Genomic DNA, 24,847 nt, shown 5'->3' on the forward strand with positions numbered 1-24,847 from the left:
GTCCGGCGCCCCGTTCGACGCCTCAGTGCTGAAGGACGGTCAGCAGTCGCTGAAGCGCTCCGCCCAGCCCCCACTGCTCAGCCAGCGCCTCCAGCGCGGCCGGGTCGTGCGGCTCGCGCGGCAGCGTCGCGTCGAAGTCCGGCAGCGGTACGTCCCCGGCCACCCGGACCACCTTCGGCGCGACGGCCACATAGGCGCGCGACTCGTCCAGCCGCTTGCGCTGCGACGGGGTCAGCTTCGCCTTCGGGTCGTCCACCGCCGCCATGATCCCGTCGAGGTCGCCGTACGCGTCCAGCAGCTTCGCCGCCGTCTTCTCGCCGATGCCGGGGACGCCCGGGAGTCCGTCGCTCGGGTCGCCGCGGAGCAGCGCCAGATCGACGTAGCCCGCGCCGTCCACGCCGTACTTCTCGCGCAGCCACGCCTCGTCGGTCGCCTGGAGCGTGCCGACGCCCTTGAGCGGGTAGAGCACGCGCACCCGACGGGCGTCGTCGACCAGCTGATACAGATCGCGGTCGCCGGTGACGATGTCCACCGGGCCCTTCGCGCGCGCGGTGAGCGTGCCGATGATGTCGTCCGCCTCGTACGGCGTGACGCCGACCCGGGCGATGCCGAGCGCCGCCAGCACGTCCTCGATGATCGGGACCTGCGGGGACAGCGTGTCGGGGATCTCCTCCTCGTCGGTCTGTCCGGCGGGCGTCTCCTCGGCGACCCGGTGCGCCTTGTACGTCGGGATCAGGTCGACCCGCCACTGCGGACGCCAGTCGTTGTCCCAGCAGGCGACCAGCTCGTCCGGCCGGTGGTCGAGCACCAGGCGGCCGATGAAGTCGAGGAGGCCGCGCACGGCGTTCACGGGCGTCCCGTCCGGTGCGCGGACCGAGTCGGGCACGCCGAAGTAGGCGCGGAAGTACAGGGAGGCGGTGTCGAGGAGCATCAGGCGTCGCGTCACAGACCCGATGATGCCCCACCGCACCCACAGTCGCTCCGGGTAACCGCTTGCTTCCGCTTCGTCGCAGGTCAGTGACCTGGGTCACGGTCGCGTTTGGGTTGCGTAAGTGCGGGCAGGCGCGCCACCGGAGCGGACCACGTCGCATTTTCAACTAGTGCATGTGCCACGCGGACAGAACCCGCATTGCTCCACGGTCTGCCGGAGGGGGTGGCAGACCGTTTTTCGGTTCAACGCGTGAGGTGTATGTGTCCAGGCTGCAAGCCGAACACTTGTACAAAGTCTTCGGCAGACGACCCGATGAAGCCGTGCGGAAGCTCGAGAACGGCTCCGACCGCGACGAGTTGCGTGCCGACGGAACGACTGCCGCGGTGATCGACGCCTCGTTCAGCGTGGAGCCGGGTCAGATCTTCGTCGTCATGGGGTTGTCCGGCTCGGGCAAGTCCACCCTGCTCCGCATGCTGAACGGACTGCTGGAGCCGACCGCGGGCCGCGTGCTGTTCGACGGCCAGGACCTCACCGCCCTGAGCCCCCGCGACCTGCGGCACGTCCGCTCCACCAAGATCAGCATGGTGTTCCAGCACTTCGCGCTCTTCCCCCACCGGAGCGTCCTGGAGAACGCCGCGTACGGCCTGGAGGTGCAGGGCGTCTCGCGCGAGGAGCGCGAGGTGCGCGCCGCCGAGGCGCTGCGGCTCACCGGCCTCGAAGGCTGGGAGAAGTCCTGGCCCGACGAGCTGTCCGGCGGTATGCAGCAGCGCGTGGGCCTCGCCCGCGCCCTGGCCACCGACGCCGACCTGCTGCTCATGGACGAGTCCTTCAGCGCGCTCGACCCGCTGATCCGCCGTGACATGCAGGACCAGCTCCTGGAGCTCCAGAAGCGGCTGAAGAAGACCATCGTCTTCATCACCCACGACCTCAACGAGGCCATGCGCCTGGGTGACCGGATCGCCGTGATGCGCGACGGGGAGATCGTCCAGCTCGGCACCGCCGAGGACATCCTCGTCACCCCGGCCAGCGACTACGTCGCCTCCTTCACCCAGGACGTCGACCGCTCCCGGGTGCTCACCGCGAGCGCGATCATGGCCGAGCCGCACACGGTGATGGGCAGCAAGGCCGCGGACGGCAAGGAGATGCGTACCCCGCAGGACGTGCTCGCCGCGGCCCCCGCCACGGTCTCCGAGGCCACACCGATCATCGACCTGTTCACGCCCTGCTCGCAGAGCACGAACCCGGTCGCCGTGACCGACGCCGAGGGCAAGCTCGTCGGCGTCGTCCCCGGCTCCCGGCTGCTCGCCGTCCTCGGCGAGCCGATGACCCCGGCCGAGGCCCCCCGCGACACCGCGGCCGCGGCCGGCGCCGACGTGAAGAAGGTGGCCGGTGTTTAGACTCCCCCTCGGCGAATGGGTCGACTCCGCGGTCGACTGGCTGCAGACCCATCTCGCCTGGCTCTTCGACGCCATCAGCTCGCTCGTCAGCGGCATGTTCGACGGCATAGCCGCCGTCCTGTCCGCCCCCGCGCCGCTGCTCTTCGCGGGCATCGTCGCCGTCATCGCGTGGTGGCTGCGCGGCCTGCCCGCGGCCCTGCTCACCTTCGTCGGCTTCGCCCTCATCGACTCCGTCGAGCTGTGGGACGAGGCGATGGACACCCTCACCCTGGTGCTCGTCGCGACGCTCGTCACCCTGCTCATCGCCGTACCGCTGGGCATCTGGGCCTCCCGGTCCCGGACGGTCAGCGCGATCACCCGGCCGGTCCTGGACTTCATGCAGACCATGCCCGCCATGGTCTACCTGATCCCCGGCGTCATCTTCTTCGGCGTCGGCGTGGTCCCCGGCATCATCGCCACCATCATCTTCGCGCTGCCCCCGGGCGTCCGGATGACCGAACTCGGCATCCGCCAGGTCGACGGCGAACTCGTCGAGGCGGCCGAGGCCTTCGGCACCACCTCGCGCAACACCCTGCTGCGCGTCCAGCTGCCGCTCGCCCTGCCCACGATCATGGCCGGAATCAACCAGGTCATCATGCTCGGCCTCTCCATGGTCGTCATCGCGGGCATGGTCGGCGGCGGCGGCCTCGGCGGCTCCGTCTACCGCGCCATCGGCAACGTCGACGTCGGCCTCGGCTTCGAGGCGGGCATCTCCATCGTCATCCTCGCCATGTACCTGGACCGGATGACCGGCGCGCTGGGCACCGAGGTCTCCCCGCTGGGCCGCCGCGCGGTCGCCAAGGCCCAGGCCATGGCCGAGGGCTGGAAGATCTGGACCTACCGCCCGCAGCCCCGTGTCGCGGCCGTCGGCATCGTCGTCCTCGCGCTCGTCGCGGGCAGCATGAGCCTCTTCGGCGGCGGTTCCAAGGACGACACCGCGGGCAAGAGCACGCTGATCGGCGACGGCAAGAAGATCAGCATCGGCTACATCCCGTGGGACGAGGGCATCGCCTCCACCTTCCTCTGGAAGGAGATGCTGGAGCAGCGCGGCTTCGAGGTCGACGTCAAGCAGTACGAGGCCGGCGCGCTGTACACCGGTATGGCCAACGGGCAGATCGACTTCCAGACCGACTCCTGGCTGCCGGTCACCCACGCCAGCTACTGGGAGAAGTACCAGGACGACCTGGAGGACATGGGCTCCTGGTTCGGCCCCACCTCGCTGGAGCTGGCCGTCCCGTCCTACATGAAGGACGTCACGTCCATGGAGGACCTGAAGGGCCGGGCCTCCGAGTTCAAGGGCCGCATCGTCGGCATCGAGCCGAGCGCCGGCGAGACCGCGCTGCTCAAGGACAAGCTCCTGCCGGGCTACGGCCTCGACAAGGAGTACAAGCTCATCGACGGCTCCACGCCGTCCATGCTGGCCGAGCTCAAGCGCGCGTACGCCAAGAAGGAACCGATCGTCGTTCCGCTCTGGTCGCCGCACTGGGCCTACAACCAGTACGACCTCACCAAGCTCAAGGACCCCAAGGGTCTCTGGGGCAAGGGCGACGGCATCCACACCCTGGCGCGCAAGGGCTTCTCCCAGGAGAACCCCGAGGTCGGCACGTGGCTGAAGAACTTCAAGATGACCGAGGACCAGCTCACCAGCCTGGAAGCCGAGATCCAGAAGTCCGGCTCGGGCAAGGAGCAGGAAGCCGTCCGCACCTGGCTGAAGGCCAACCCGGGCGTCGCCGACAAGTGGTCCCCGGTCCCGAAGGACGCCAAGGCCGCCGGCGGCAAGGACGAGCGTGACCGCGCGCTGGAGGTCGCCTGGTTCCCCTGGGAGGAGGACATCGCCGCCACGTACCTGTGGAAGGCGGTCCTGGAGGAGCGCGGCTACAAGATCAACCTCAAGCAGTTCGAGGTCGGCCCGATGTACGCGGCGATGTCGCGCGGCCAGATCGACGTGCAGTTCGACGGCTGGCTCCCGTACACCCAGAAGAATTACTGGGACAAGTACGGCGACAAGCTGACGGACCTCGGCTCCTGGTACGGGCCCACCTCCATCGAGGTGGCCGTCCCCGACTACGTCAAGGACGTCAAGACCCTCGACGACCTCAAGGGCAAGGGCTCCGACTTCAAGGGCCGGATCGTCGGCATCGAGCCCGGCACCGCCACCATGGAGAACCTCAAGACGAACGTCCTGCCGCAGTACGGCCTGGACAAGGAGTACGAGGTCCTCGACTCCTCCACGCCCGGCATGCTCGCCGAGCTGAAGCGCGCGTACGCCAAGAAGGAGCCCATCGCGGTCCTGCTGTGGACCCCGCACTGGGCGTACAACGAGTACGGCATGACCAAGCTGAAGGACCCGAAGAAGGCGTTCGGTGACGGCGACCGGCTGCACACCATCGCCTCCAAGGAGTTCCCGAAGCAGTACCCGCAGCTCACGAAGTGGTTCAAGGACTTCAAGCTCACCGAGAAGCAGCTCGGCGGACTGGAGAACGAGATCCAGAAGCGCGGCGCGGGTCACGAGGAGGAAGCCGTGAAGGCCTGGATGGACGAGAACCCGGGCATCGCGGACACCATGGCACCCCAGTAGGGGCTCCACGGGCACGAAAGCACAGGTCGAAAGGGGTGGCCCCCGCCGTCGGGCGGGGCCACCCCTTCCGGCTGCCCGGAGGTCGTTTACCGGACGTCGTGCGCAACCATGTGCGTAAGGTGCTGACAACCGGGAGGATGGCGGGGGCGGGAGGGAGCTGGGACATGGACGACAAGGACACACCACGGGTGGGCGCCGCCGTCCGCCGACGGCGCAGAAGCCTCGGCCTCACCCTGGCCGCGGTCGCCGAGCGCAGCGGGCTCTCCGTGCCCTTCCTCAGCCAGATCGAGAACGAACGGGCCCGCCCCAGTGCCCGCTCCCTCGACCGGGTCGCCGAAGCGCTGGAGACCACGACCGAGAAGCTCCACGCCGCCGCCGACTCCGCGCGCGCCGTGGACGTCGTCCGGGCCGAGGAAGGCGAGGGCGTACGCCGGCTGGTGCGCGGCCGGCATCAGCTCAGCGCCCTGGAGTTCACCGGCGAGCCGGACCTCGGGCGCGAGTTCCAGCACCGCAACGACGAACTGATGTACGTCGTCGCGGGCGCGGTCGACGTCGAGGCCGAGGGCCAGGTGCACCGGCTGGAGAGCGGCGACACCCTGTTCCTCTCCGGCGGGGTCCGCCACCGCTGGCGCGCCACCGTGCCCGGCACCCGGCTGCTCGTCGTCTCGGTGGCCGAGCACATCGACGCCACCTTCGACTCGCGCCGCTGAGCCCCGACCCTTCCGAAAGGCGTTCCGTGCGCGTCGTCTCCCTGGTCCCCTCGCTCACCGAGGCCGTCGCCGCCACCGCGCCCGGACTGCTCGTCGGCGTCACCGACTGGTGCACCCACCCGGCAGACCTCGCCGCCGCCCGGATCGGCGGCACCAAGAACCCGGACGTGGCCGCGATCACCGCCCTCGCCCCCGACCTCGTGATCGCCAACGAGGAGGAGAACCGGGCCCCCGACCTCGACGCGCTCCGGGCCGCCGGCATCGACGTCCTGGTCACCGAGGTCCGCACGCTGGACCAGGCCTTCGCCGAACTCCACCGCGTCCTCGTCGACGGCTGCGGGCTCGCCCGGCCCCGCTGGCTGGAGGAGGCCGAGGCCGCCTGGGCCGCCCTGCCCGTGCCCGCCGGGAACCCGCGCCCCGCCGCCGTACCGATCTGGCGCCGGCCCTGGATGGTGCTCGGCCACGACACCTTCGCCGGCGACCTCCTCGCCCGCCTCGGCATCCGCAACGTCTACGCCGACCACCGCGAGCGCTACCCGCGCATCCCGCTCGACGAACTGAACGCCTCCGGGGCCGAGCTGATCGTGCTGCCCGACGAGCCCTACCGCTTCACCGCGGACGACGGGCCGGAAGCCTTCCCCGCCCTGCCCGCCGCACTCGTCGACGGGCGGCTGCTCACCTGGTACGGGCCGTCGCTGGCCGAGGCGGCACGGGTGCTGCCGTCAGCGCTCCGCTGAGCAGCCCGCGCGCCGTCCGCGTCCCGGCCGCCGCCCAGGCCACCACCAGGAACACGTACAGCGCCACCGCCAGCCACGTCAGGGCGTCCAGACCGGTGTGCCACGCCAGACCCGCCGCGCCCGTCACACACGTACCGACGGGGAAGGTGAACGCCCACCACGTCATCGCGAACCCCATCCCGTGCCGCGCGGCCCGCACCACCATCGCGGTCGCCAGAGCCAGCCACAGCAGCGCGAAACCCATCACCGGCACCCCGTACAGCACGGCGAACGCGCCGAACGCGGAGGCGTAGGGAGCCCCGACCGCCCCCGGAGCCACATCGGCCAGCTGGTTCACGGCGGTCGTCGACTGCCCGAGCGGCCCCAGCACCAGAAACAGCGTCGGGGTCAGCGCGAGCGGCAGCGGACCGTGGTGGACCAGCCGCGAGAAGACCAGCGGCAGCACCACCAGCGTGGCCAGCAACGACAGACCGAACATCGCGTAGCAGGCCAGCAGCAGCGCCTCACGCCCCTGCCCGGCCCCGAGGTGCGGCACCAGCAGCGCGCCCTGCGAGGCGGACACCATCGGCGCGACCAGCGGCAGCAGCCAGACCGGCGACGCGGTCCCGGGCGCGGGACGGTGGCGTACGACCATCAGATACGGCACCACCACCGCCGCGACCAGCCCCACCGCCGTACCCGCCACGAACAGCACCACGTCCACCGCGAGCGCCGCCCGCGCACCCACCACGTCCACGCCCACCGTCAGCGTGGCCCCGCCGACGGCCATCAGCGCCATCGACAGACAGCCGTAGAACGGGGCGACGGCCGGGTCCAGCAGATGGGTGCGGGCCTGGTCGCGGTGGCAGAGCCAGTGCCCGGCCCGCGCGGTGAGCACGGCCACCAGCATCACGGCCGACAGCGCCCACACGAGGGTGCACACGGCGCGCAGACCCGGAACGTCCACCGGCAGCACCGCGCCGGCGCTCGCGACGATCGCGGTGCCCATCACGCTCGCGTACCAGTTCGGGCCGATGTGCCGCAGGGACGGCAGCCGCCGTCCGCCCGGCCGGTCGTCCGCTCCCCGCGGGGGAAGAGCGGCGGGAAAGGGCGGTACGGGGGTCCGGGTCTGCGAAAAGATGGCCATGCCACGATTCTTCGCGGCGGCGCCCCCGCCCACCAGGGACCCCGTTCCTATGAGGTCATAAGCTGGCTTGATGACCGGCGACGACGCACACGCACCGCACATCCCGCTGTCCCACCGGGTACCCGACCTCGGGGCGATGGAACTGCTGCTCGCCGTCGCCCGGCACGGCAGCCTCGGCCGGGCCGCCAAGGACGTCGGCATCACCCAGCCCGCCGCCTCCAGCCGCGTCCGGTCCATGGAACGCCAACTCGGCGTCGCCCTGCTGGACCGCTCCCCGCGCGGGTCCCGGCTCACCGACGCGGGCGCGCTGGTCACCGACTGGGCGCGCCGGGTCGTCGAGGCGGCCGAGGCCTTCGACGCGGGCACCCAGGCGCTGCGCGACCGCCGCGACTCCCGGCTGCGGGTCGCCGCCAGCATGACGATCGCCGAATACCTGCTGCCGGGCTGGCTGATCGCCCTGCGCGGGGAGCGGCCGGACACCGCGGTCTCGCTGCTCGTCGGCAACTCCGCCGCCGTCGCCCGCCGACTGATCACCGGCGAGGCCGACCTCGGCTTCGTCGAGGGCCTGTCGATACCGGAAGGCCTCGACGGCACCGTCATCGCCCACGACCGCCTCGTCGTCGTGGTCGCCCCCAGCCACCCCTGGGCCCGCCGCCGCACCCCGCTGCTGCCCGGCGAACTCGCCGCCACCCCGCTGATCCTGCGCGAGCACGGCTCCGGCACCCGGCAGGTCCTGGACGCCGCGCTCGCCGTGCACGGCGGACTGTCCCAGCCCTTGCTGGAACTCTCCTCCACCACGGCGGTCAAGGGCGCGGCGGAGAGCGGCGCGGGCCCCTGCGTCCTGAGCGAACTGGCCCTCGGCGAGGAGCTGTCCGCCCGCCGCCTCATCAAGGTGCCCGTCGCGGGCGTACGGCTGCGCCGCCAGCTGCGCGCCGTCTGGCCCGGCGGCCACCGCCCCACCGGACCGGCCCGCGATCTGCTGTCCCTGACCGGCCGGGACGCCTGACCCGGAGAAGGCCGGGAACCCCCGCGACCGGGTCGGAGCCGGACCCTAGAGTGTGGGCATGAGCTACGCGACGCCGCCCGGCTGGTATCCGGACACGGGCGCACCCGGCACCGAGCGCTGGTGGGACGGCACGGCCTGGACCGCGCACACGATCCCGGTGATCGTCCGGTTCGCCTTCGACGCCGGCGTCGACGACCTGCCGCTCTCGCTGATGGACACGATCACCAAGGGCATCCGCCCGCTCGGCGACAGCGCGACGAGCGGCGGCGTGGGCGCCTCCGTCGGCCCCTGACCGCTGCCGTGGCCGCCGGGGGAGCCGGTCAGAGGAAGGTCTGCCCCTCGCCCCGGTACGTCGGAACGCTCGCCGTGACCCGGTCGCCCTCGATCAGGTGCAGCGCGTCGAAGCGCTCGCACAGCTCCCCGGCCTTGGCGTGCCGGAACCAGACCTTGTCGCCGATCAGCAGGTCGTCGGCGGGGGAGCCCAGCAGCGGCGTCTGCACCTCGCCCGCGCCCTCCTGCGCGTCGTAGCGCAGCCCCTCCGGCAGATACGGCACCGGCGAGCGGTCCGCACCGGCCGCGCCGGACGCCGGATAGCCGCCCCCGAGCACCGTCACCACGCCCACGCCGGGCCGGCGCACCACGGGCTGGGCGAACAGGGCGGCCGGGCGGCCGGTGAACGACGTGTAGTTGTCGAACAGCCGGGGCACGTACAGCCCCGAACCGGCCGCGATCTCCGTCACCGCGGTCTCGGCGGCGGTGTGCTGCACACTGCCGGTGCCACCGCCGTTCACGAACTCCAGATCCGGCACGACCGCCCGGACGGCCCGCACCACCTCGGCCCGGCGCACCGCCAGCTCCTTGCGGGCGGCCGACTGCATCAGCCGGATCGCCCGGGACCGCAGCGGCCGCCCCGCCAGCGCGTCGCCGACCCCGGCGACATGCCCCTCGTACGCCATCAGCCCCACCAGCCGGAAGCCCGGCCTGCGGGCCACCGAACGGGCCAGCTCGGCGAGTTGCGCGGGGGAGCGGAGCGGCGAGCGCAGCGCCCCGATCCGCACCCGGCCGCCCAGCATCCGCAGCGAGGTGTCCAGCTCCAGGCAGACCCGGATCTCCTCCTGACCGCCCGCCCGGGAGGCGTCGATCAGCTCCAGCTGGGCGTGGTCGTCGACCATCACGGTCACGGCCCCGGCCAGCTTCGGATCGGCGGCCAGCTCGGCGAACGCGCCCCGGTCCGCCGACGGATAGGCGAGCAGCACGTCGTCGAACCCGGCCCGGGCCAGCCACAGCGACTCCGCCAGCGTGTACGACATGATCCCGGCGAACCCGGGCCGCGCGAGCACCCGCTCCAGCAGCGCCCGGCACCGCACGGACTTACTGGCCACCCGGACCGGCTTCCCGCCCGCCCGCCGCACCAGATCGTCGGCGTTGGCGTCGAACGCGTCCAGATCGACGATCGCGATCGGGGCGTCGAGATGGGCGGTGGCCCGGTTGTACCGGGTCCGGTCAGCGGCACGGGCAGTCATGGCCGCAGCTTGCCAGAGAGCCGCTACGGCTGGGTAGGGGGACGATCAGGACAGATCCCCCGCCGACCGGGGCATCCTGTTCCCCGCCGCCCGCCCGCAGCCCGTAGAGTGACCTGCACGCGAGCACCAACGGGCCTGTCAGCGGCGGTGATCCGTGGTCGGTACGAGGACGTGTGAGCAGGGGGCCGGATGAGTACCGAAGCGCAGCCCGCCCCTGTGCCGCCCCGCCCGACCACCCCTGAGACGGCCCCACCCGCGGCCCCTCCGACGGTCTCCGTTCCTCCGCCCGCGGCTCCCGCTTCCGCACCTCCGGCGCGCGCTTCGGCACCGGCAGCGCCCGCCTCTGTGCCTCCGGCCCCCGCGACCGCGCCCCCGGCCCGCCCGGCGGCTCAGGCCCCGCAGGGCGCGACCGCTCCGTCGGCTCCCGCCGCCCGGCCCGTACGGGAAGCGACCGGTCCGTCGGCCCCCTCACCGGCCCCAGCCCCGGCCCGGCAGACCTCTCCGGCCGCACCGGCCCCGCAGGGCCCGCCGACCCGTCCGGGAGCTTCGGCTGCCTCCGCCCCGGGTGCCGCGCAGGCCCCACATGCCTCACCGTTCCGCCCGGCCCAGCAGGCCACTCCGGCCCGTTCCGCCGCACCGGCCCCGCAGGGCCCGCCGGCCCACTTCACCCTGCAGGCCAGGTCCGCCCCGTCGGTCCCGCGAGCCCCGCAGGCCTCACCCGCCCGCCCGGCCCCGTCGGCGACCTCCGCCCCGCAGACCCCAGCGGCCACGTCCGCCTGGACGGCCCCGCCGGATCAGCCCGGCCGGCGGCCCGTGCCCGCAACCGCACCCGTACCGCCATCCGCAAGCCCCGCACACCCCGCGGCGCCCACCGTGAGTCCGACGTCTCCCGTCACCCGGCGCAGGCCCGTCGGGGCCGTCGACCTGACGCCCGCGCCGGGAGCCGTGCCGCCGCCCCCCGGCGGCTACCGGGCGCCGGTCCGCTACGGCTACCCGGAGACACCCGCCGAGACCACCACCCGGCTGCGGCCCGTCCGGCCCCGGCAGCGGTGGCGTACCGTCGCGGCCGCCGCCTGCGTCGTGCTCGGGCTCGGGCTGATCGGCGGGGCGGCCACCGGAGCCTGGCTGACCGGCGACTCCTCGGCCGAGACCACCCGGAACCCGTACACCACCGCCCGTGACGCCTGGCACGGCGTCCCCGTCGACACGCTGTTCCCGCGCACCCTGCAAGGCAGGGGCGCGGGCCCAGGCGGCACCCACCGCACCTGGACCCGGCTCGCCGTCGCCGCCGACAGCACCTGCACCGCCGGACTCGACCCGCTGCTCCTGACCACGCTCCGGTCCGTCGGCTGCGAACGGCTGGTGCGCGCCACCTACACCGACGCCACCCGCTCCGCCGTCACCACCGTGTCCCTGGTCTTCACCGAGGCCGACGCGCCGGGCATGCAGGCCCTGCGCACCCGGTTCACCGAGCAGAAGCTCGGCGCGCGCAAGGACCTCATGCCGCGTACGTACGCCCCCGAGGGCACCGCCGCCGCCTCCTTCGGCGACAAGCAGCGCGCCAGCTGGACGGTCAACCCGCTCACCGAGATCCCGGTGGTCGTCCTCGCCGTCTCCGGCTTCGCGGACGGCCGCCCCGTCGCCGAACCGCAGCCCGCACCCGACGCCATGGCACCGGGCGCGGCGACGGACATCGCCCAGGCCGGGCTCGGCCACGAGGCGAAGGGCGTCGCGGACCGGGTGGAGCGCGGACTGCGCACAGCCGTCGCCGAACTCACGGAGCAGCCCGGATGACCCGACGACCCCACCGCGTCCTCGCCGCGGTCTGCGCCGCCGCCGTCCTGGCCCTCACGCCCGCCGCACCGGCCCAGGCGGACGCCATCCGCGACCAGCAGTGGGCCCTGAAGGCCCTGCACACGGACCGGGCCTGGCAGACCACCCGGGGGCAGGGCGTCACCGTCGCCGTCCTGGACACCGGGGTCGACGACGCCCACCCCGACCTGACGGGCCAGGTGCTCCCCGGCAAGGACCTCGTGGGCTTCGGCGCGGCCCGGGGCGACTCCTCCTGGGCCCTGCACGGCACCGCGATGGCCGGCATCATCGCCGGACGCGGCAACGGACCCGGGCGCGCCGACGGCATCCTCGGCATCGCCCCCGAGGCCCGGATCCTGCCGGTCCGGGTGATCCTGGAGTCCAAGGACCCGGCCCGCGCCAAGGCCCGCAAGTCGCGCGGCACCGCCCTCGCCGACGGCATCCGCTGGGCCGCCGACAACGGCGCGGACGTCATCAACCTCTCGCTGGGCGACGACAGCAAGTCCGCCCACCCCGACCCCGGCGAGGACGAGGCCATCCAGTACGCCCTGTCCAAGGGCATCCCCGTGGTCGCATCGGCGGGCAACGGCGGCGAGAAGGGGGACAGGATCTCCTACCCCGCCGCGTACCCCGGAGTGATCGCGGTCGCCGCCGTCGACGAGTACGGCACCCACGCCTCGTTCTCCACCCGCCGCTGGTACGCCACGGTCAGCGCCCCCGGCGTCGACATCGTGGTCGCCAACCCGGACGGGCACTACTACATCGAGTGGGGCACCTCGGCAGCCGCCGCGTTCGTCTCCGGCGCGGTCGCCCTGGTCCGGGCCGCCCACCCCGGTCTCGGCCCGGCCCAGATCAAGAAGCTGCTCGCCGACACCGCCCGCGACGCCCCCGCCCAGGGCCGCGACGACGCCCGCGGCTACGGCATCGTCGACCCGGCGGAGGCCATCGAGGCGGGCTCCCGGCTGCGCCCGGCCGACGTGGGCGACCTGGACGCCAAGGCCGCCCCGGCCGGACACCGCGGGCGCTACTTCGGCGACGGCCCGGACCCGGCCCCGGTCGCTGACGGAACGGTCAACTGGGCGGCTCCGCTCGCCGGCGGCCTCGGCGCGGTGCTGCTGGCGGCCGCCGTCGTCCTGTGGCGCGGCCGGAACGCCTCCGGCCGCCGCTGAGCCCGCCCGGACCGCGGCCTCACCGCCTCGCCCCGGGCAGGGCTTCCGCCCTGTCGCGCGAGCCCGGCTCCGGCTCCCCGGCAGGCCCGTCGCCGTGCGGACCGGCCCCGCGCCGCACCACGACCACCGCCACCAGACCCAGCGCCAGGCCGAGCGCGGTCCGGAGGCCGAACGGCTCCCCGAACATCAGGGCGCCCCAGACCGCCGTGACCGGGGCCATCAGGAACATGAGCGTGTTGACCGCGGTGACGCCCGAGCGCCTGAGGATCAGCCAGTACAGCCCGTACCCGCCGAAGGTGGACAGCACCACGAGCCAGCCGACCGCACCCCAGAACGCGAGCTCGGCGGGCGGCAGCGCGCTCCCGGTGCCGACGGCGAGCGCGGTGAAGATCACGGTGCTGGCGGCGCAGTGGACGGTCAGGGAGACCGAAGGGGCCACCCGGACGGGCGAACGGCTCTCCAGGAATGTGGCGGCCACCAGCGCCAGCATGCCGACGAACGGCAGGGCGTAGGCCCACCAGGCCACCCCGGCGGCGGCCGAGGCGTCGGCCAGCGTGACCACGGCGACCCCGCTCACCCCCAGGCACAGGCCGAGCCACTGCCGGGCGGTGACGTACTGGCGCAGCAGCGGTCCGGCCAGTGCCCCCGCCACCAGCGGCTGGACCCCGTCGATCAGGGCCGTGGTGCCCGTCGAGACCCCGAGCTGGATCGCGTAGTAGACGGTCAGCAGATAGCCGCTCTGCGACAGCGCGCCGATCACGGTCTGCCGGGCCACGTCCCGTACGCCCAGGCCCCGCCAGGAGGCCCGTGCCACGGTCACGGCGACCGCGGCCAGGACGACCGTCAGCGGCAGGAACCGCCACATCAGGATCGTGAGCGCGGACGCGCTCCCGGCGCCGAGCTTCGCCCCGATGAACCCGGAACTCCAGCACAGCACGAAGGCGACCGGAAGCAGGACGTTCATGACGCGCGCACCTCGCTATACAGATCGGTATACCCGCTCTCGACTATACAGATCGGTATACTCATCGCCATGGGTACGGGCAGAGAAACGGGCATGGGCGCTTCGAACGAGCCGCGGCGGATCGCCATGACGCCTGCCGCGCGGCGGGCCCTGGCGGCGGCCGAGCGGCTGTTCTACGAGCGGGGCATCCATGCCGTCGGGGTGGACCTGATCGCCGCCGAGGCCGGGGTGACCAAGAAGACGCTCTACGACCGCTTCGGCTCCAAGGAGCAGATCGTCGTGGAGTACCTCGCCGGCCGCGACGAACGCTGGCGCGCCTTCCTCGCCGAGCGCCTCGACGCCGCCCCGGCCGCCCCGGCCGCACGGATCCTGGCGGTCTTCGACGCCTCGCGCGCCTGGATGGCGGACCACGGCTCCAAGGGCTGCAGCATGGTCAACGCCCACGCCGAGATCAGCGACCCGGCCCACCCGGCGCACGCGGTCATCACCGGACAGAAGCGGTGGATGCTGGAGCTGTTCACCGGGCTCGTCCAGGATGCCGACGGCATCGGCCCCGACGCCGCGGACCGCCTGGGCCGTACGCTCATGCTGCTGCACGAAGGGGCCCTGGTCGCCCACGGGCTGAAGGTCTTCCCCGACGCCGTCGCCCACGCCCGCGACGAGGCGCACGCCCTGCTGGCCGGGGCCGCCATCGGGCGGTGAGGCTTGGACCCCGCCGGTCACCCGCCACCTGCGGGCAGGCCGCGAGGAGCCAGGCACTACCCTCGTCCCGTGGAGCTCAAGAACATTCCGGACCCCGGTTTCTCCGACGACGACGGCTCGGCGTCCCCCGCCCTGACCAGGGCCCTGGACGCCTGGTCCCGGGACCGGAGCGCCGTCGGCCCGGTCCTCGCGGCCCTCCAGGGCGCCCGGCTCCTGGTCCCCGTCGTCGCCGTCCTCGGCGAGGTCGAGGAGGACGAGAAGGGGCTCAGGCGCGAGAAGACCAGCGACATGGCCGTGCCCACCCTCCGGGCCGGCGACCGGCGCGCGCTGCCCGCCTTCACCTCGACCGCCTCGCTGGCGCTCTGGGACCCGGAGGCCCGCCCCGTCGCCGTACCGCTGCACCAGGCGCTCCAGGCCGCCGCCCACGAGAAGGCCGACACCGTCGTGCTGGACCTCGCCGGGCCCGTCGCCTTCGAGCTGAGCGGGCAGGCGCTCCTGGCCCTCGCCGAGAACCGCACCTCCACCGACCCGCTCCAGGACCCCGCCGTCATCGAGGCCGTACGGGAGACCGTGGCCGCCGACCCCGCCGTGGTCCGCGCCCACCTCGGGCCCGGCAGTGCGGACGGCACCCTCGCCCTGGTCCTCGCCCCGGACGCGGTGCCCGCCGAGGCGGCCCGCCGCATCGCCGGTGCGCTGGCGGTCAGCGAGGTGCTGCGGGCCCGGCTGGTGAACGGCCTGGACCTGGCCCTTCTCCCGGCCGGCACGGCCACCCCGGGAGAGCCCCTCTTCGTCCGCTGACGCGTCCGGGGCGGCCGGGTCCGGCCCGCCCCCGCCGCCCCGGCCCGACGAGCGTGAAGCGCCCACCGCCGTGAGAATGATCGGGAATCCGGAGAGATCCGGCCGATCGACCGAGCTCGCGAGGTGGTTGCATGAAGACGCGGATCGTGGCGTCAGAGTTCCTCGGCACCCTGCTGCTGGTGTTCTTCGCCGTGGGGTCCGCGGTGGTCGCCGTCGAATATCTCGGCACGGTGGGCATCGCCCTCACCTTCGGCTTCACCCTCCTCGCGCTCGCCTACGCGCTCGGCCCGATCTCCGGCTGTCATGTCAACCCCGCGGTTACGCTGGGCATGCTGATGGCCGGCCGGATCGACCTCCGTGCGGCCGTCGAGCGCTGGGTGGCCCAGATCCTCGGCGCGATCGTCGGCGCGGCCCTGCTGTTCCTGCTGGCCAAGCAGATCCCGGGGCTTGAGACCAGCGGCGAGTTCGGCACCAACGGCTACGGCGACCGGTCGGCCGTCGGCATCAACATCGGCGGCGCGTTCCTCGCCGAGGTGGTGCTCACCTTCCTGCTCGTCTACGTCGTCCTCGCGGTGACCCACAAAGTGGCGGTCACCGGCTTCGACGGACTGCCCATCGGCCTGGCGCTCGCCGCGATCCACCTGGTGGGCATCCCGCTGACCGGCACCTCGGTCAACCCGGCGCGCAGCCTCGGCCCGGCGCTCTTCGCGGGCGGCGCGGCCCTCTCCCAGCTCTGGCTGTTCCTCGTCGCGCCCCTGGTCGGCGGAGTGATCGCCGCCTACGCCCACCGGCTCACCCACCCCTTCCCCAACGTGCTGCCCGAAGAGCCCGAAGAGACCGGAGCCGTGGTCTGAGGAACCTTCCGGCCCGCACACGCGCGGGAGCCCGCCGCCCCACGGGGGGACGGCGGGCTCCTCGGCGTACGGGGGAGGGTGGCGGCTAGCCGTAGACCGGGCCGGTGTACTTCTCGCCGGGGCCCTGGCCGGGCTCGTCCGGCACCAGCGAGGCCTCGCGGAAGGCGAGCTGGAGCGACTTCAGGCCGTCGCGCAGCGGCGAGGCGTGGAAGGTGCTGATCTCCGTGGTGCTCGCGTCCAGCAGTCCGGCCAGGGCGTGGACCAGCTTGCGGGCCTCGTCGAGGTCCTTGTGGTCCTCGCCCTCCTCCGTGAGGCCGAGCTTCACGGCGGCTGCGCTCATCAGGTTGACGGCGACCGTCACGATCACCTCGACCGCGGGGACCTCCGCGATGTCGCGGGCCATGTCGTCGAAGCCGGGGTTCTCACTGCTGGGGGTCGCGTCACTCATGCCCCACACGATAAGGCCAGGCCACCGCCCTCCCGCGCGCGGGGAGGCGGCCGGGGGGCCGGAGCGGACGCAGGATTAGCGCACCCGGGACCGGGCTGCTAACCTTGTGTAACGACCGGCCGGACATCTATGTGCCCGGCCCACAAGTGGAGGCTCCGATCTCCCACCTGGCCGTCCTCACGGGACGGCGGGTCACCGGTCAGGCGGTCCCCATCGTTCCGTACGGACGATGGAGCCGCCCGATGCGCCCCGCGGCTGACCGCGGCGGTGCTCCGGTAGTTCATGGAGCCCCGCCTGTGTCCCGTCCGGGGCATTTTTGTCGTTCCGGCTCGGTTGGTCTTGACGTTATAAGACGTTACGCGGCTGTCCGCCAGGCGGTCGCGTGGTGCTACCGAGGAGGATCCATCAGCGCCGAGCCCCGCATCAACGACCGGATTCGCGTTCCCGAGGTCCGACTTGTCGGTCCCAGTGGCGAGCAGGTCGGGATTGTTCCGCTTGCCAAGGCCCTGGAACTCGCACAGGAGTACGACCTCGACCTGGTCGAGGTGGCGGCGACAGCCCGTCCGCCCGTGTGCAAGCTCATGGACTACGGGAAGTTCAAGTACGAGTCGGCCATGAAGGCCCGTGAGGCGCGCAAGAACCAGGCGCACACGGTCATCAAGGAGATGAAGCTCCGGCCGAAGATCGACCCGCACGACTATGACACCAAGAAGGGTCACGTCGTCCGGTTCCTCAAGCAGGGCGACAAGGTCAAGATCACGATCATGTTCCGTGGTCGTGAGCAGTCCCGCCCCGAACTGGGCTTCCGACTGCTCCAGCGTCTCGCTTCGGACGTGGAGGACCTGGGCTTCATCGAGTCCAACCCGAAGCAGGACGGCCGGAACATGATCATGGTTCTGGGCCCGCACAAGAAGAAGACCGAAGCCATGGCCGAGGCCCGCGAGGCCCAGGCCGCCCGCAAGGCGGAGCGTCAGGGCACGACCGACGCACCGTCCGAGGACGAGACCGCTGAGGCTCCGGCCGCAGCGGCCGAGGCTCCGGCCGAGACACCTTCCGAGGCGTGACCTCCGGGGGCCGCCATCCAGGCGCCCCCGGGTCATCCCGGAATCCCATAGAGATCTGACGCCCCTGCAGTCCGGTGCCCCGCACCGTGAGGGGCGCCACTGACGAGGAGAGAACGGCGCGATGCCGAAGAACAAGACGCACAGCGGTGCCAGCAAGCGCTTCAAGATCACCGGCTCCGGCAAGGTGCTCCGCGAGAGGGCCGGCAAGCGCCACCTGCTCGAGCACAAGTCGTCCAAGAAGACCCGCTCGCTGACCGGCACGGTCGTCGTGGCTCCGGCCGACGCCAAGAAGATCAAGAAGCTTCTCGGCAAGTGAGGCTCGGCCTCCGGCTCGCCCCGGAGGCACGACCTCGATCACACCGGGACCAATTCGTTTCCGGGCCGTGTGAAGACACCCACGGCCCCGCTACAAGGAGTTAACAAGTGGCACGCGTCAAGCGGGCAGTCAACGCCCACAAGAAGCGCCGGGCGATCCTCGAAGCCGCCAGCGGCTACCGCGGTCAGCGCTCGCGTCTGTACCGCAAGGCCAAGGAGCAGGTCACCCACTCCCTGGTCTACAACTACAACGACCGCAAGAAGCGCAAGGGCGACTTCCGTCAGCTGTGGATCCAGCGCATCAACGCCGCTGCCCGCCAGAACGGCATGACGTACAACCGCCTCATCCAGGGTCTGAAGGCCGCCAACATCGAGGTGGACCGCAAGATCCTGGCCGAGCTCGCGGTCAACGACGCCAACGCGTTCGCCGCCCTCGTCGAGGTCGCTCAGAAGGCCCTCCCGAGCGACGTCAACGCCCCGAAGGCCGCCTGATCCAGGCCCCGCCTTCCAGGCAGTACGTGAACCGGACCCGCAGGCGCCCGCCGCCTGCGGGTCCGGTGCGTTGCCGCTGACCCCCACCGCCGTACGCAGAGAGGCCTCCCGCCGACCATGGGCACCCCCGAACTGATCTCCCCGCGCTCCCCGCGTGTCGCCGCCGCCCGCCGGCTGGCCCGCCGCAACTTCCGCGGCAAGGAGCGCAGGTTCATCGCCGAGGGGCCCCAGGCCGTCCGCGAGGCCGCCGCCCACCGGGGCGGCGACGGGGAGCCGACCCTCATCGAGCTGTTCGCCACCCCCGAGGCCGCCGACCGCTACGCCGACATCGTCGAGGCCGCCCACTCGGCGGGGGCCCGGGTGCATCTGGCCGGGGACGACGTCCTCGCCGACGTCTCGCAGACCGTCACTCCGCAGGGCCTCATCGGCGTCTGCCGCTTCCTGGACACCCCGTTCCAGGAGATCCTCGCCGCCAAACCCACCCTGGTGGCCGTTCTGGCCAATGTCCGCGACCCCGGGAACGCCGGTACGGTACTGCGCTGCGCGGACGCCGCCGGCGCGGACGCGGTGATCCTGACCGACGCCTCGGTCGACCTCTACAACCCCAAGTCCGTACGCGCCTCGGTCGGTTCGCTCTACCACCTGCCCGTCGCCGTCGGCGTCCCCGTCGAACAGGCCGTGCAGGGCCTGCGGGACGCCGGGGTGCGCATCCTCGCCGCCGACGGCGCGGGCGCCGACGACCTGGACGACGAACTGGACGCCGGCACCATGGGCACCCCCACCGCCTGGGTCTTCGGCAACGAGGCCTGGGGGCTCCCCGAGGAGACCCGGGCGCTCGCCGACGCCGTCGTCCGCGTCCCCATCCACGGCAAGGCCGAGAGCCTCAACCTCGCCACCGCCGCCGCCGTCTGCCTGTACGCCTCCGCCCGCGCGCAGCGGCCGCGGCGCGCCCCCGACGCGTAACACCGCGCCGTTCCCGCGGCCGGTCAGCACACGATCCCGGCCATTCCCGCGCCCCTGCCACCGGCGCACTCCTCTCCGCGCCCCCACAGGGTGTCGCCGGTTCACCACCGCCTAGTAGGGTGACGAACTCGGGGGCCCACTGCACCGGTTCGAGAGGTGGGGATACGGGAAGATGGCTGTCGGCATGAGCTCGCCGCGACCGGCGCACAGCACCGCACCACGCGCTGCGGGCGAGGAGCCGGACGGCCTCGGCGCCGGCATCGACCCGGACGACCTTCCCGACGGTCTCGTCGTCGCCGACGAGAGCGGGCACGTCATCTGCTTCAACGCCGCCGCCGCCCGCATCACCGCCACCCCGCGCGCCGAAGCGATCGGCCGCCCCCTGGAGGCCGCCCTCCCGCTGGAGGACCTCAAGGGCAAGCGCTGGTGGGCGCTGACCGACCCGTACGGCGGACTCGCCACCCGGGGCGGCCAGCCCGAGCGCAATCTGCTGCTGCCCGGCGGCCGTGAGGTCCTGGTCTCCGCCCGCTACGTACGCGAGCGGCCGACCGGCCCGGTGCGCCGGGTGGTCGTGTCCCTGCGCGGCACCGAGGCCCGCCGTCGTACCGAACGCAGCCACGCCGAGCTGATCGCCACCGTCGCCCACGAGCTGCGCTCCCCGCTGACCTCCGTCAAGGGGTTCACCGCCACCCTGCTCGCCAAATGGGAGAGGTTCACCGACGATCAGAAGCGGCTGATGCTGGAGACGGTCGACGCCGACGCGGGCCGGGTGACCCGGCTCATCGCCGAACTGCTCGACATCTCCCGGATCGACTCCGGACGCCTGGAGCTGCGCCGCCAGCCCGTCGACGTCTCCGCCGCCGTGGCCCGGCACATCCAGGCGCTCATCACGGGCGGCCAGGCCCCCGAGCGCTTCCTCGTCCGCACCCGTGGACCGCTGCCCGACCTGTGGGCCGACCCCGACAAGGTCGACCAGGTCCTCGGGAACCTCCTCGAAAACGCGGTGCGCCACGGCGAGGGAACCGTCACCATTGAGATCGCCCCCGCACCCGCGCCGGGTGCGTGCGACGAGATGGGAACGGCTGTCACCGTGAGCGACGAAGGCCCCGGCATCCCCGAGGAGTCGATGGGCCGTGTCTTCACCCGCTTCTGGCGGGGGAGCAAGCGCGGCGGCACGGGCCTGGGCCTCTACATCGTCAAGGGCATCGTCGAGGCCCACGGCGGCACGATCACCGTCGACCGGGGGCCCGGCGGCGGGGCCGAGTTCCGATTTATTCTGCCTGTGAGCATGCCCGCCTACCTGGTGTGAGCAGCCCACAGGCTCCTCGACCGTCCTGCGGCCTTTAGACTCGACCTTTGGCACCTTTGCGTCCTCCGGTCGTCGAGCGGGGTCGCGCCATCAGCCAATCGGAAGCACGGGAAGAGATGTCGGCACCGAACAAGTCGTACGACCCAGTCGAGGTCGAGGCACTGAAACCGGAAGAGATCGAGCGCCTGCGGGACGAGGCGTTCGCCGCCTTCGCCGCCGCCGGTGACCTCGACGCGCTCGCCCAGGCGAAGACCGCGCACACCGGAGGTACCTCGCCGCTGTCCCTCGCCAACCGCGAGATCGGCGCCCTGCCCCCGCAGGCCAAGGCCGAGGCGGGCAAGCGCGTGGGCCAGGCCCGCGGCGCCGTCTCCAAGGCGCTCGCCGCCCGCCAGGCGGAGCTGGAGGCCGAGCGGGACGCCCGGGTGCTCGTCGAGGAGGCCGTGGACGTCACGCTGCCCTACGACCGCACCCCGGCCGGCGCCCGCCACCCCCTGACGACCATCATGGAGCGCGTCGCCGACGTCTTCGTGGCCATGGGCTACGAGATCGCCGAGGGCCCCGAGGTCGAGGCGGAGTGGTTCAACTTCGACGCCCTGAACTTCGTGCCCGACCACCCGGCCCGCCAGATGCAGGACACCTTCTTCGTCCAGGGCACCACGCCCGACGGCAAGGCCACCGAGGGTGACGAGTCCGGCGTCGTGCTGCGTACGCACACCTCGCCGGTCCAGGCCCGCTCGCTCCTTGAGCGCAAGCCCCCCGTCTACGTGGTCTGCCCCGGCCGGGTCTACCGCACCGACGAGCTGGACGCCACGCACACCCCGGTCTTCCACCAGATCGAGCTGCTCGCCGTCGACGAGGGCCTCACCATGGCCGACCTGAAGGGCACCTTGGACCACATGGTCCAGGCGCTCTTCGGGCCGGACATGAAGACCCGGCTGCGGCCGAACTTCTTCCCGTTCACCGAGCCGTCCGCCGAGATGGACATGGTCTGCTACGTCTGCCGCGGCGAGTCCGTCGGCAACCCGGACCGCCCCTGCCGCACCTGCGGCAGCGAGGGCTGGATCGAGCTCGGCGGCTGCGGCATGGTCAACCCCAAGGTGCTCACCGCCTGCGGCGTCGACCCCCAGAAGTACAGCGGATTCGCCTTCGGGTTCGGCATCGAACGGATGCTGATGTTCCGCCACAACGTCGAAGACATGCGAGACATGGTCGAGGGTGACGTCCGGTTCACCCGGCCGTTCGGGATGGAGATCTGATGCGCGTCCCGCTTTCCTGGCTGCGGGAGTACGTCGACCTGCCGGCGACGGAGACCGGCCGTGACGTACAGGCCAAGCTCGTCTCCGTGGGCCTCGAGGTCGAGACCGTCGAGCAGATCGGTGCGGGCCTCAAGGGCCCCCTGGTCGTCGGCAAGGTCCTGACCATCGAGGAGCTGGAGGGGTTCAAGAAGCCCATCCGCTTCTGCACGGTCGACGTCGGCACGGCCAACGGCACCGGCGAACCGCAGGAGATCGTCTGCGGCGCCCGTAACTTCTCGGTCGGCGACAAGGTCGTCGTGGTCCTCCCGGGCGCGGTCCTGCCGGGCGACTTCGCGATCGCCGCCCGCAAGACGTACGGCAAGACCTCGCACGGCATGATCTGCTCCACCGACGAGCTGGGCATGGGCGACGACGGCACGCACGGCATCATCGTGCTGCCGCCGGAGCACGAGGTCGGCACCGACGCGATCGAGCTGCTCCAGCTCGTCGACGAGGTCCTCGACATCGCCGTCACCCCGGACCGGGGCTACTGCCTGTCCATGCGCGGTGTCGCCCGCGAGACCGCGACCGCCTACGGGCTGCCGCTGCGCGACCCGGCGCTCCTGGACGTGCCCGCGCCGAACGCGTACGGCTACCCGGTCCAGATCTCCGACCCGATCGGCTGCGATCGCTTCACCGCGCGCACCGTCACCGGTCTCCAGCCCGAGGCCCGCTCGCCGATCTGGATGCAGCGGCGCCTCCAGAAGGCCGGGATGCGGCCGATCTCGCTGGCCGTCGACATCACCAACTACGTGATGCTGGAGCTCGGCCAGCCGCTGCACGCCTACGACCGCACCCGGGTCGACGGGCCGATCGGCGTGCGCCGCGCCACCCAGGGCGAGAAGCTCACCACCCTGGACGGCACCGTGCGCGTGCTGGACGCCGAGGATCTGGTCATCACCGACAACCGCGGGCCGATCGGCCTCGCGGGCGTCATGGGCGGCGCCAACACCGAGATCGCCGACGCGGACGGCGAGCACGCGCTCACCACCGAGGTCGTCATCGAGGCCGCGCACTTCGACGCGATCTCGATCGCCCGCACCGCGCGCCGCCACAAGCTGTCCTCCGAGGCGTCCAAGCGCTTCGAGCGCGGCGTCGACCCGCAGGCCGCCGCCGCTGCCGCGCAGCGCACGGTCGACCTGCTGGTCCTGCTGGCGGGCGGCACCGCCGAGGCCGGGGTCACCGAGATCACCTCGCCCTCGGCGCCGCGCACCATCGCGGTGCCGGCGAACCACCCGGACAAGGTGGCCGGTGTGGAGTACGGCCGCGAGACCGTCGTCCGCCGCCTCCAGCAGGTCGGCTGCGACGTCTACGGGCAGGACGAGCTGATCGTCACCGTCCCGTCCTGGCGGCCCGACCTGAACGAGCCGAACGACCTGGCCGAAGAGGTCATCCGTCTGGAGGGCTACGAGAACCTGCCCTCCACCCTGCCGACGCCCCCCTCGGGCCGCGGTCTCACCGACCGCCAGCGGCTGCACCGCCGCATCGGCCGGGTGCTGGCCGGAGCCGGTTACGTCGAGGCGCTGAGCTACCCGTTCATCGGCGACGCGGTCCTGGACCAGCTCGGGCTGGAGGCGGACGACGCCCGCCGCCGTACGGTCAAGCTGGTCAACCCGATCTCCGACGAGGAGCCGGCGCTGCGCACCACGCTGCTGCCGGGCCTGCTCGGCGCACTGCGGCGGAACGACGGCCGCGGCAGCCACGACCTGGCGCTCTTCGAGACCGGCCTGGTCTTCCGGCCCACCGGCGAGGAGAAGCAGGCCGTCCGGCTGCCCGTCGACCGCCGCCCCACCGACGAGGAGATCGCCTCTCTGAACGCGGCCCTGCCGCGTCAGCCGCGCCGCGCCGCCGTCGTCCTCGCGGGCGCCCGCGAGCAGTCCGGCTGGTGGGGCAAGGGCACCCCGGCGATGTGGGCGGACGCCGTCGAAGCGGCCCGCTCCATCGCCGCGGAGGCCGGTGTGGAGGTCATCGTCCGCGCCGACCAGCACGCCCCGTGGCACCCGGGCCGCTGCGCCGCGCTGTACGTCACCGTGAACGGCGAGGAGACCCTCTTCGGACACGCGGGCGAACTGCACCCGCGTGTGATCAAGGCGCTCCACCTGCCCGAGCGGACCTGTGCCGCCGAGGTCGAGCTGGACGTCCTGGAACAGGCCGTCGACGGAGCGCTCCAGGCGCCCCGGATCTCCACCTTCCCGGTGGCGACCCAGGACGTCGCGCTCGTCGTCGCCGGGGACGTCCCGGCCGCCGACGTGGAGCGGGCGCTGCGCGAGGGCGCGGGTGAACTCCTCGAATCGCTGCGGCTGTTCGACGTCTTCACCGGCGAGCAGATCGGCGGGGGCAACAAGTCCCTGGCGTACGCGCTGCGCTTCCGTGCCGCCGACCGCACGCTGACCGTCGAGGAGGCGTCGGCCGCCCGCGACAGCGCGGTGGCCCTGGCCGCCGAGCGTACGGGCGCGGTGCTGCGCGGGGCGTAGTCCGCGGGCGCGACAGCGTTGAGAAGGGGCGTATCCGGCCACCGGATACGCCCCTTCTCCGTCCCGCCGATCGACGGAGGGACCACACGCCGGATCCGGAGCGGGAACCGGGAGGAACGCGGTTCCGGCCGCCGTTCCGCA

The 24,847-nt window shown here is 72.6% G+C and carries 22 protein-coding genes and 2 pseudogenes; 19 read left to right on the forward strand and 5 right to left on the reverse strand.

Annotation, left to right across the window (positions count from 1 at the left end):
- Positions 1–22 precede the first annotated feature (22 nt).
- Positions 23–931, reverse strand: a complete 909-nt coding sequence (locus AC0VY3_RS12375; protein WP_475551663.1) for a 5'-3' exonuclease — start codon at positions 929–931, stop codon at positions 23–25.
- Between the two features lie 260 nt (positions 932–1,191).
- Here AC0VY3_RS12375 and AC0VY3_RS12380 point away from each other — a divergent pair, with 260 nt between their 5' ends.
- The 4 genes from AC0VY3_RS12380 to AC0VY3_RS12395 all read left to right on the forward strand — a co-directional run bounded on the left by AC0VY3_RS12380 (position 1,192) and on the right by AC0VY3_RS12395 (position 6,392).
- Positions 1,192–2,328 carry a quaternary amine ABC transporter ATP-binding protein gene (locus AC0VY3_RS12380; RefSeq protein WP_103508020.1) on the forward strand — a complete coding sequence of 379 codons (1,137 nt, stop codon included), beginning with the start codon at positions 1,192–1,194 and terminating at the stop codon, positions 2,326–2,328.
- Complete coding sequence (locus tag AC0VY3_RS12385) at positions 2,321–4,945, forward strand: ABC transporter permease/substrate binding protein (RefSeq protein ID WP_103508019.1); 2,625 nt, start codon at positions 2,321–2,323, stop codon at positions 4,943–4,945. The genes AC0VY3_RS12380 and AC0VY3_RS12385 overlap by 8 nt, the downstream gene beginning before the upstream one ends.
- 164 nt (positions 4,946–5,109) lie before the next feature.
- The gene (locus AC0VY3_RS12390) at positions 5,110–5,655 is read left to right on the forward strand and encodes a helix-turn-helix domain-containing protein (RefSeq protein WP_103508018.1); all 546 of its coding nucleotides are present in this window, start codon (positions 5,110–5,112) and stop codon (positions 5,653–5,655) included.
- 26 nt (positions 5,656–5,681) lie between these two features.
- Entirely contained in the window at positions 5,682–6,392 is a 711-nt protein-coding gene (locus AC0VY3_RS12395) for a helical backbone metal receptor (RefSeq protein ID WP_103508017.1), read from the forward strand.
- Here AC0VY3_RS12395 and AC0VY3_RS12400 read toward each other — a convergent pair.
- Positions 6,331–7,518, reverse strand: a complete 1,188-nt coding sequence (locus tag AC0VY3_RS12400) for a TDT family transporter (RefSeq protein ID WP_475549604.1) — start codon at positions 7,516–7,518, stop codon at positions 6,331–6,333. The genes AC0VY3_RS12395 and AC0VY3_RS12400 overlap by 62 nt on opposite strands.
- Positions 7,519–7,588: 70 nt before the next feature.
- Here AC0VY3_RS12400 and AC0VY3_RS12405 point away from each other — a divergent pair, with 70 nt between their 5' ends.
- The 3 genes and pseudogenes from AC0VY3_RS12405 to AC0VY3_RS12415 all read left to right on the forward strand — a co-directional run.
- Complete coding sequence (locus AC0VY3_RS12405) at positions 7,589–8,524, forward strand: LysR family transcriptional regulator (RefSeq protein ID WP_103508015.1); 936 nt, start codon at positions 7,589–7,591, stop codon at positions 8,522–8,524.
- Positions 8,525–8,582: 58 nt separating this feature from the next.
- Positions 8,583–8,645 (forward strand): annotated as a pseudogene (locus AC0VY3_RS12410) (hypothetical protein); the annotation flags it as partial.
- 33 nt (positions 8,646–8,678) lie between these two features.
- A pseudogene (locus AC0VY3_RS12415) lies at positions 8,679–8,816 on the forward strand (DUF2510 domain-containing protein); the annotation flags it as partial.
- A 28-nt stretch (positions 8,817–8,844) separates the two neighbouring features.
- Here AC0VY3_RS12415 and AC0VY3_RS12420 read toward each other — a convergent pair.
- Positions 8,845–10,047 carry an amino acid deaminase/aldolase gene (locus tag AC0VY3_RS12420; RefSeq protein ID WP_103508014.1) on the reverse strand — a complete coding sequence of 401 codons (1,203 nt, stop codon included), beginning with the start codon at positions 10,045–10,047 and terminating at the stop codon, positions 8,845–8,847.
- An 873-nt stretch (positions 10,048–10,920) separates the two neighbouring features.
- Here AC0VY3_RS12420 and AC0VY3_RS12425 point away from each other — a divergent pair.
- Together AC0VY3_RS12425 and mycP are read left to right on the forward strand one after the other, a co-directional pair.
- Positions 10,921–11,841: a hypothetical protein gene (locus AC0VY3_RS12425; RefSeq protein ID WP_475549605.1), complete on the forward strand. Its 921-nt coding sequence runs from the start codon at positions 10,921–10,923 to the stop codon at positions 11,839–11,841.
- The gene (mycP, locus tag AC0VY3_RS12430) at positions 11,838–13,028 is read left to right on the forward strand and encodes a type VII secretion-associated serine protease mycosin (protein WP_242737318.1); all 1,191 of its coding nucleotides are present in this window, start codon (positions 11,838–11,840) and stop codon (positions 13,026–13,028) included. Before AC0VY3_RS12425 ends, mycP begins: the two co-directional genes overlap by 4 nt.
- Before the next feature lie 19 nt (positions 13,029–13,047).
- Here the strand turns inward: mycP and AC0VY3_RS12435 are convergent, their stop codons facing one another.
- Entirely contained in the window at positions 13,048–13,992 is a 945-nt protein-coding gene (locus AC0VY3_RS12435) for a DMT family transporter (RefSeq protein ID WP_475549606.1), read from the reverse strand.
- Between the two features lie 126 nt (positions 13,993–14,118).
- Between AC0VY3_RS12435 and AC0VY3_RS12440 the strand changes: the two genes are divergently transcribed.
- From AC0VY3_RS12440 to AC0VY3_RS12450, 3 genes are all read left to right on the forward strand, one after another.
- Positions 14,119–14,694: a TetR/AcrR family transcriptional regulator gene (locus AC0VY3_RS12440; RefSeq protein ID WP_103507613.1), complete on the forward strand. Its 576-nt coding sequence runs from the start codon at positions 14,119–14,121 to the stop codon at positions 14,692–14,694.
- A gap of 69 nt (positions 14,695–14,763) precedes the next feature.
- On the forward strand, positions 14,764–15,492 hold the full coding sequence (locus tag AC0VY3_RS12445) for an SseB family protein (protein WP_475549607.1): 729 nt from the start codon (positions 14,764–14,766) through the stop codon (positions 15,490–15,492).
- Positions 15,493–15,623: 131 nt separating this feature from the next.
- A complete protein-coding gene (locus tag AC0VY3_RS12450) occupies positions 15,624–16,346 on the forward strand; it encodes an MIP family channel protein (protein WP_242737324.1) in 723 nt (240 codons plus the stop codon).
- An 85-nt stretch (positions 16,347–16,431) separates the two neighbouring features.
- On the opposite strand, the gene AC0VY3_RS12455 is transcribed toward AC0VY3_RS12450, so the two are convergent.
- Positions 16,432–16,794 carry a DUF1844 domain-containing protein gene (locus tag AC0VY3_RS12455; protein WP_103507582.1) on the reverse strand — a complete coding sequence of 121 codons (363 nt, stop codon included), beginning with the start codon at positions 16,792–16,794 and terminating at the stop codon, positions 16,432–16,434.
- A gap of 347 nt (positions 16,795–17,141) precedes the next feature.
- Between AC0VY3_RS12455 and infC the strand changes: the two genes are divergently transcribed.
- From infC to pheT, 7 genes are all read left to right on the forward strand, one after another.
- Entirely contained in the window at positions 17,142–17,858 is a 717-nt protein-coding gene (gene infC, locus AC0VY3_RS12460; protein ID WP_103507614.1) for a translation initiation factor IF-3, read from the forward strand.
- A 121-nt stretch (positions 17,859–17,979) separates the two neighbouring features.
- Positions 17,980–18,174, forward strand: coding sequence for a 50S ribosomal protein L35 (gene rpmI, locus AC0VY3_RS12465; RefSeq protein ID WP_003970213.1), 195 nt, complete (start codon positions 17,980–17,982; stop codon positions 18,172–18,174).
- Between the two features lie 107 nt (positions 18,175–18,281).
- A complete protein-coding gene (gene rplT / locus AC0VY3_RS12470; protein WP_003970214.1) occupies positions 18,282–18,665 on the forward strand; it encodes a 50S ribosomal protein L20 in 384 nt (127 codons plus the stop codon).
- A gap of 117 nt (positions 18,666–18,782) precedes the next feature.
- A complete protein-coding gene (locus AC0VY3_RS12475; RefSeq protein WP_103507583.1) occupies positions 18,783–19,628 on the forward strand; it encodes a TrmH family RNA methyltransferase in 846 nt (281 codons plus the stop codon).
- A gap of 172 nt (positions 19,629–19,800) precedes the next feature.
- Complete coding sequence (locus tag AC0VY3_RS12480; protein WP_103507584.1) at positions 19,801–20,937, forward strand: sensor histidine kinase; 1,137 nt, start codon at positions 19,801–19,803, stop codon at positions 20,935–20,937.
- Positions 20,938–21,053: 116 nt separating this feature from the next.
- Positions 21,054–22,193, forward strand: coding sequence for a phenylalanine--tRNA ligase subunit alpha (pheS, locus tag AC0VY3_RS12485; RefSeq protein ID WP_030632315.1), 1,140 nt, complete (start codon positions 21,054–21,056; stop codon positions 22,191–22,193).
- Positions 22,193–24,706 (forward strand): phenylalanine--tRNA ligase subunit beta, encoded by a 2,514-nt coding sequence (gene pheT, locus AC0VY3_RS12490; protein ID WP_475549608.1) that lies wholly within the window; start codon positions 22,193–22,195, stop codon positions 24,704–24,706. The genes pheS and pheT overlap by 1 nt, the downstream gene beginning before the upstream one ends.
- The last annotated feature ends 141 nt before the right edge of the window (positions 24,707–24,847 follow it).

The organism is Streptomyces sp. iso_384 (genome assembly GCF_056172905.1).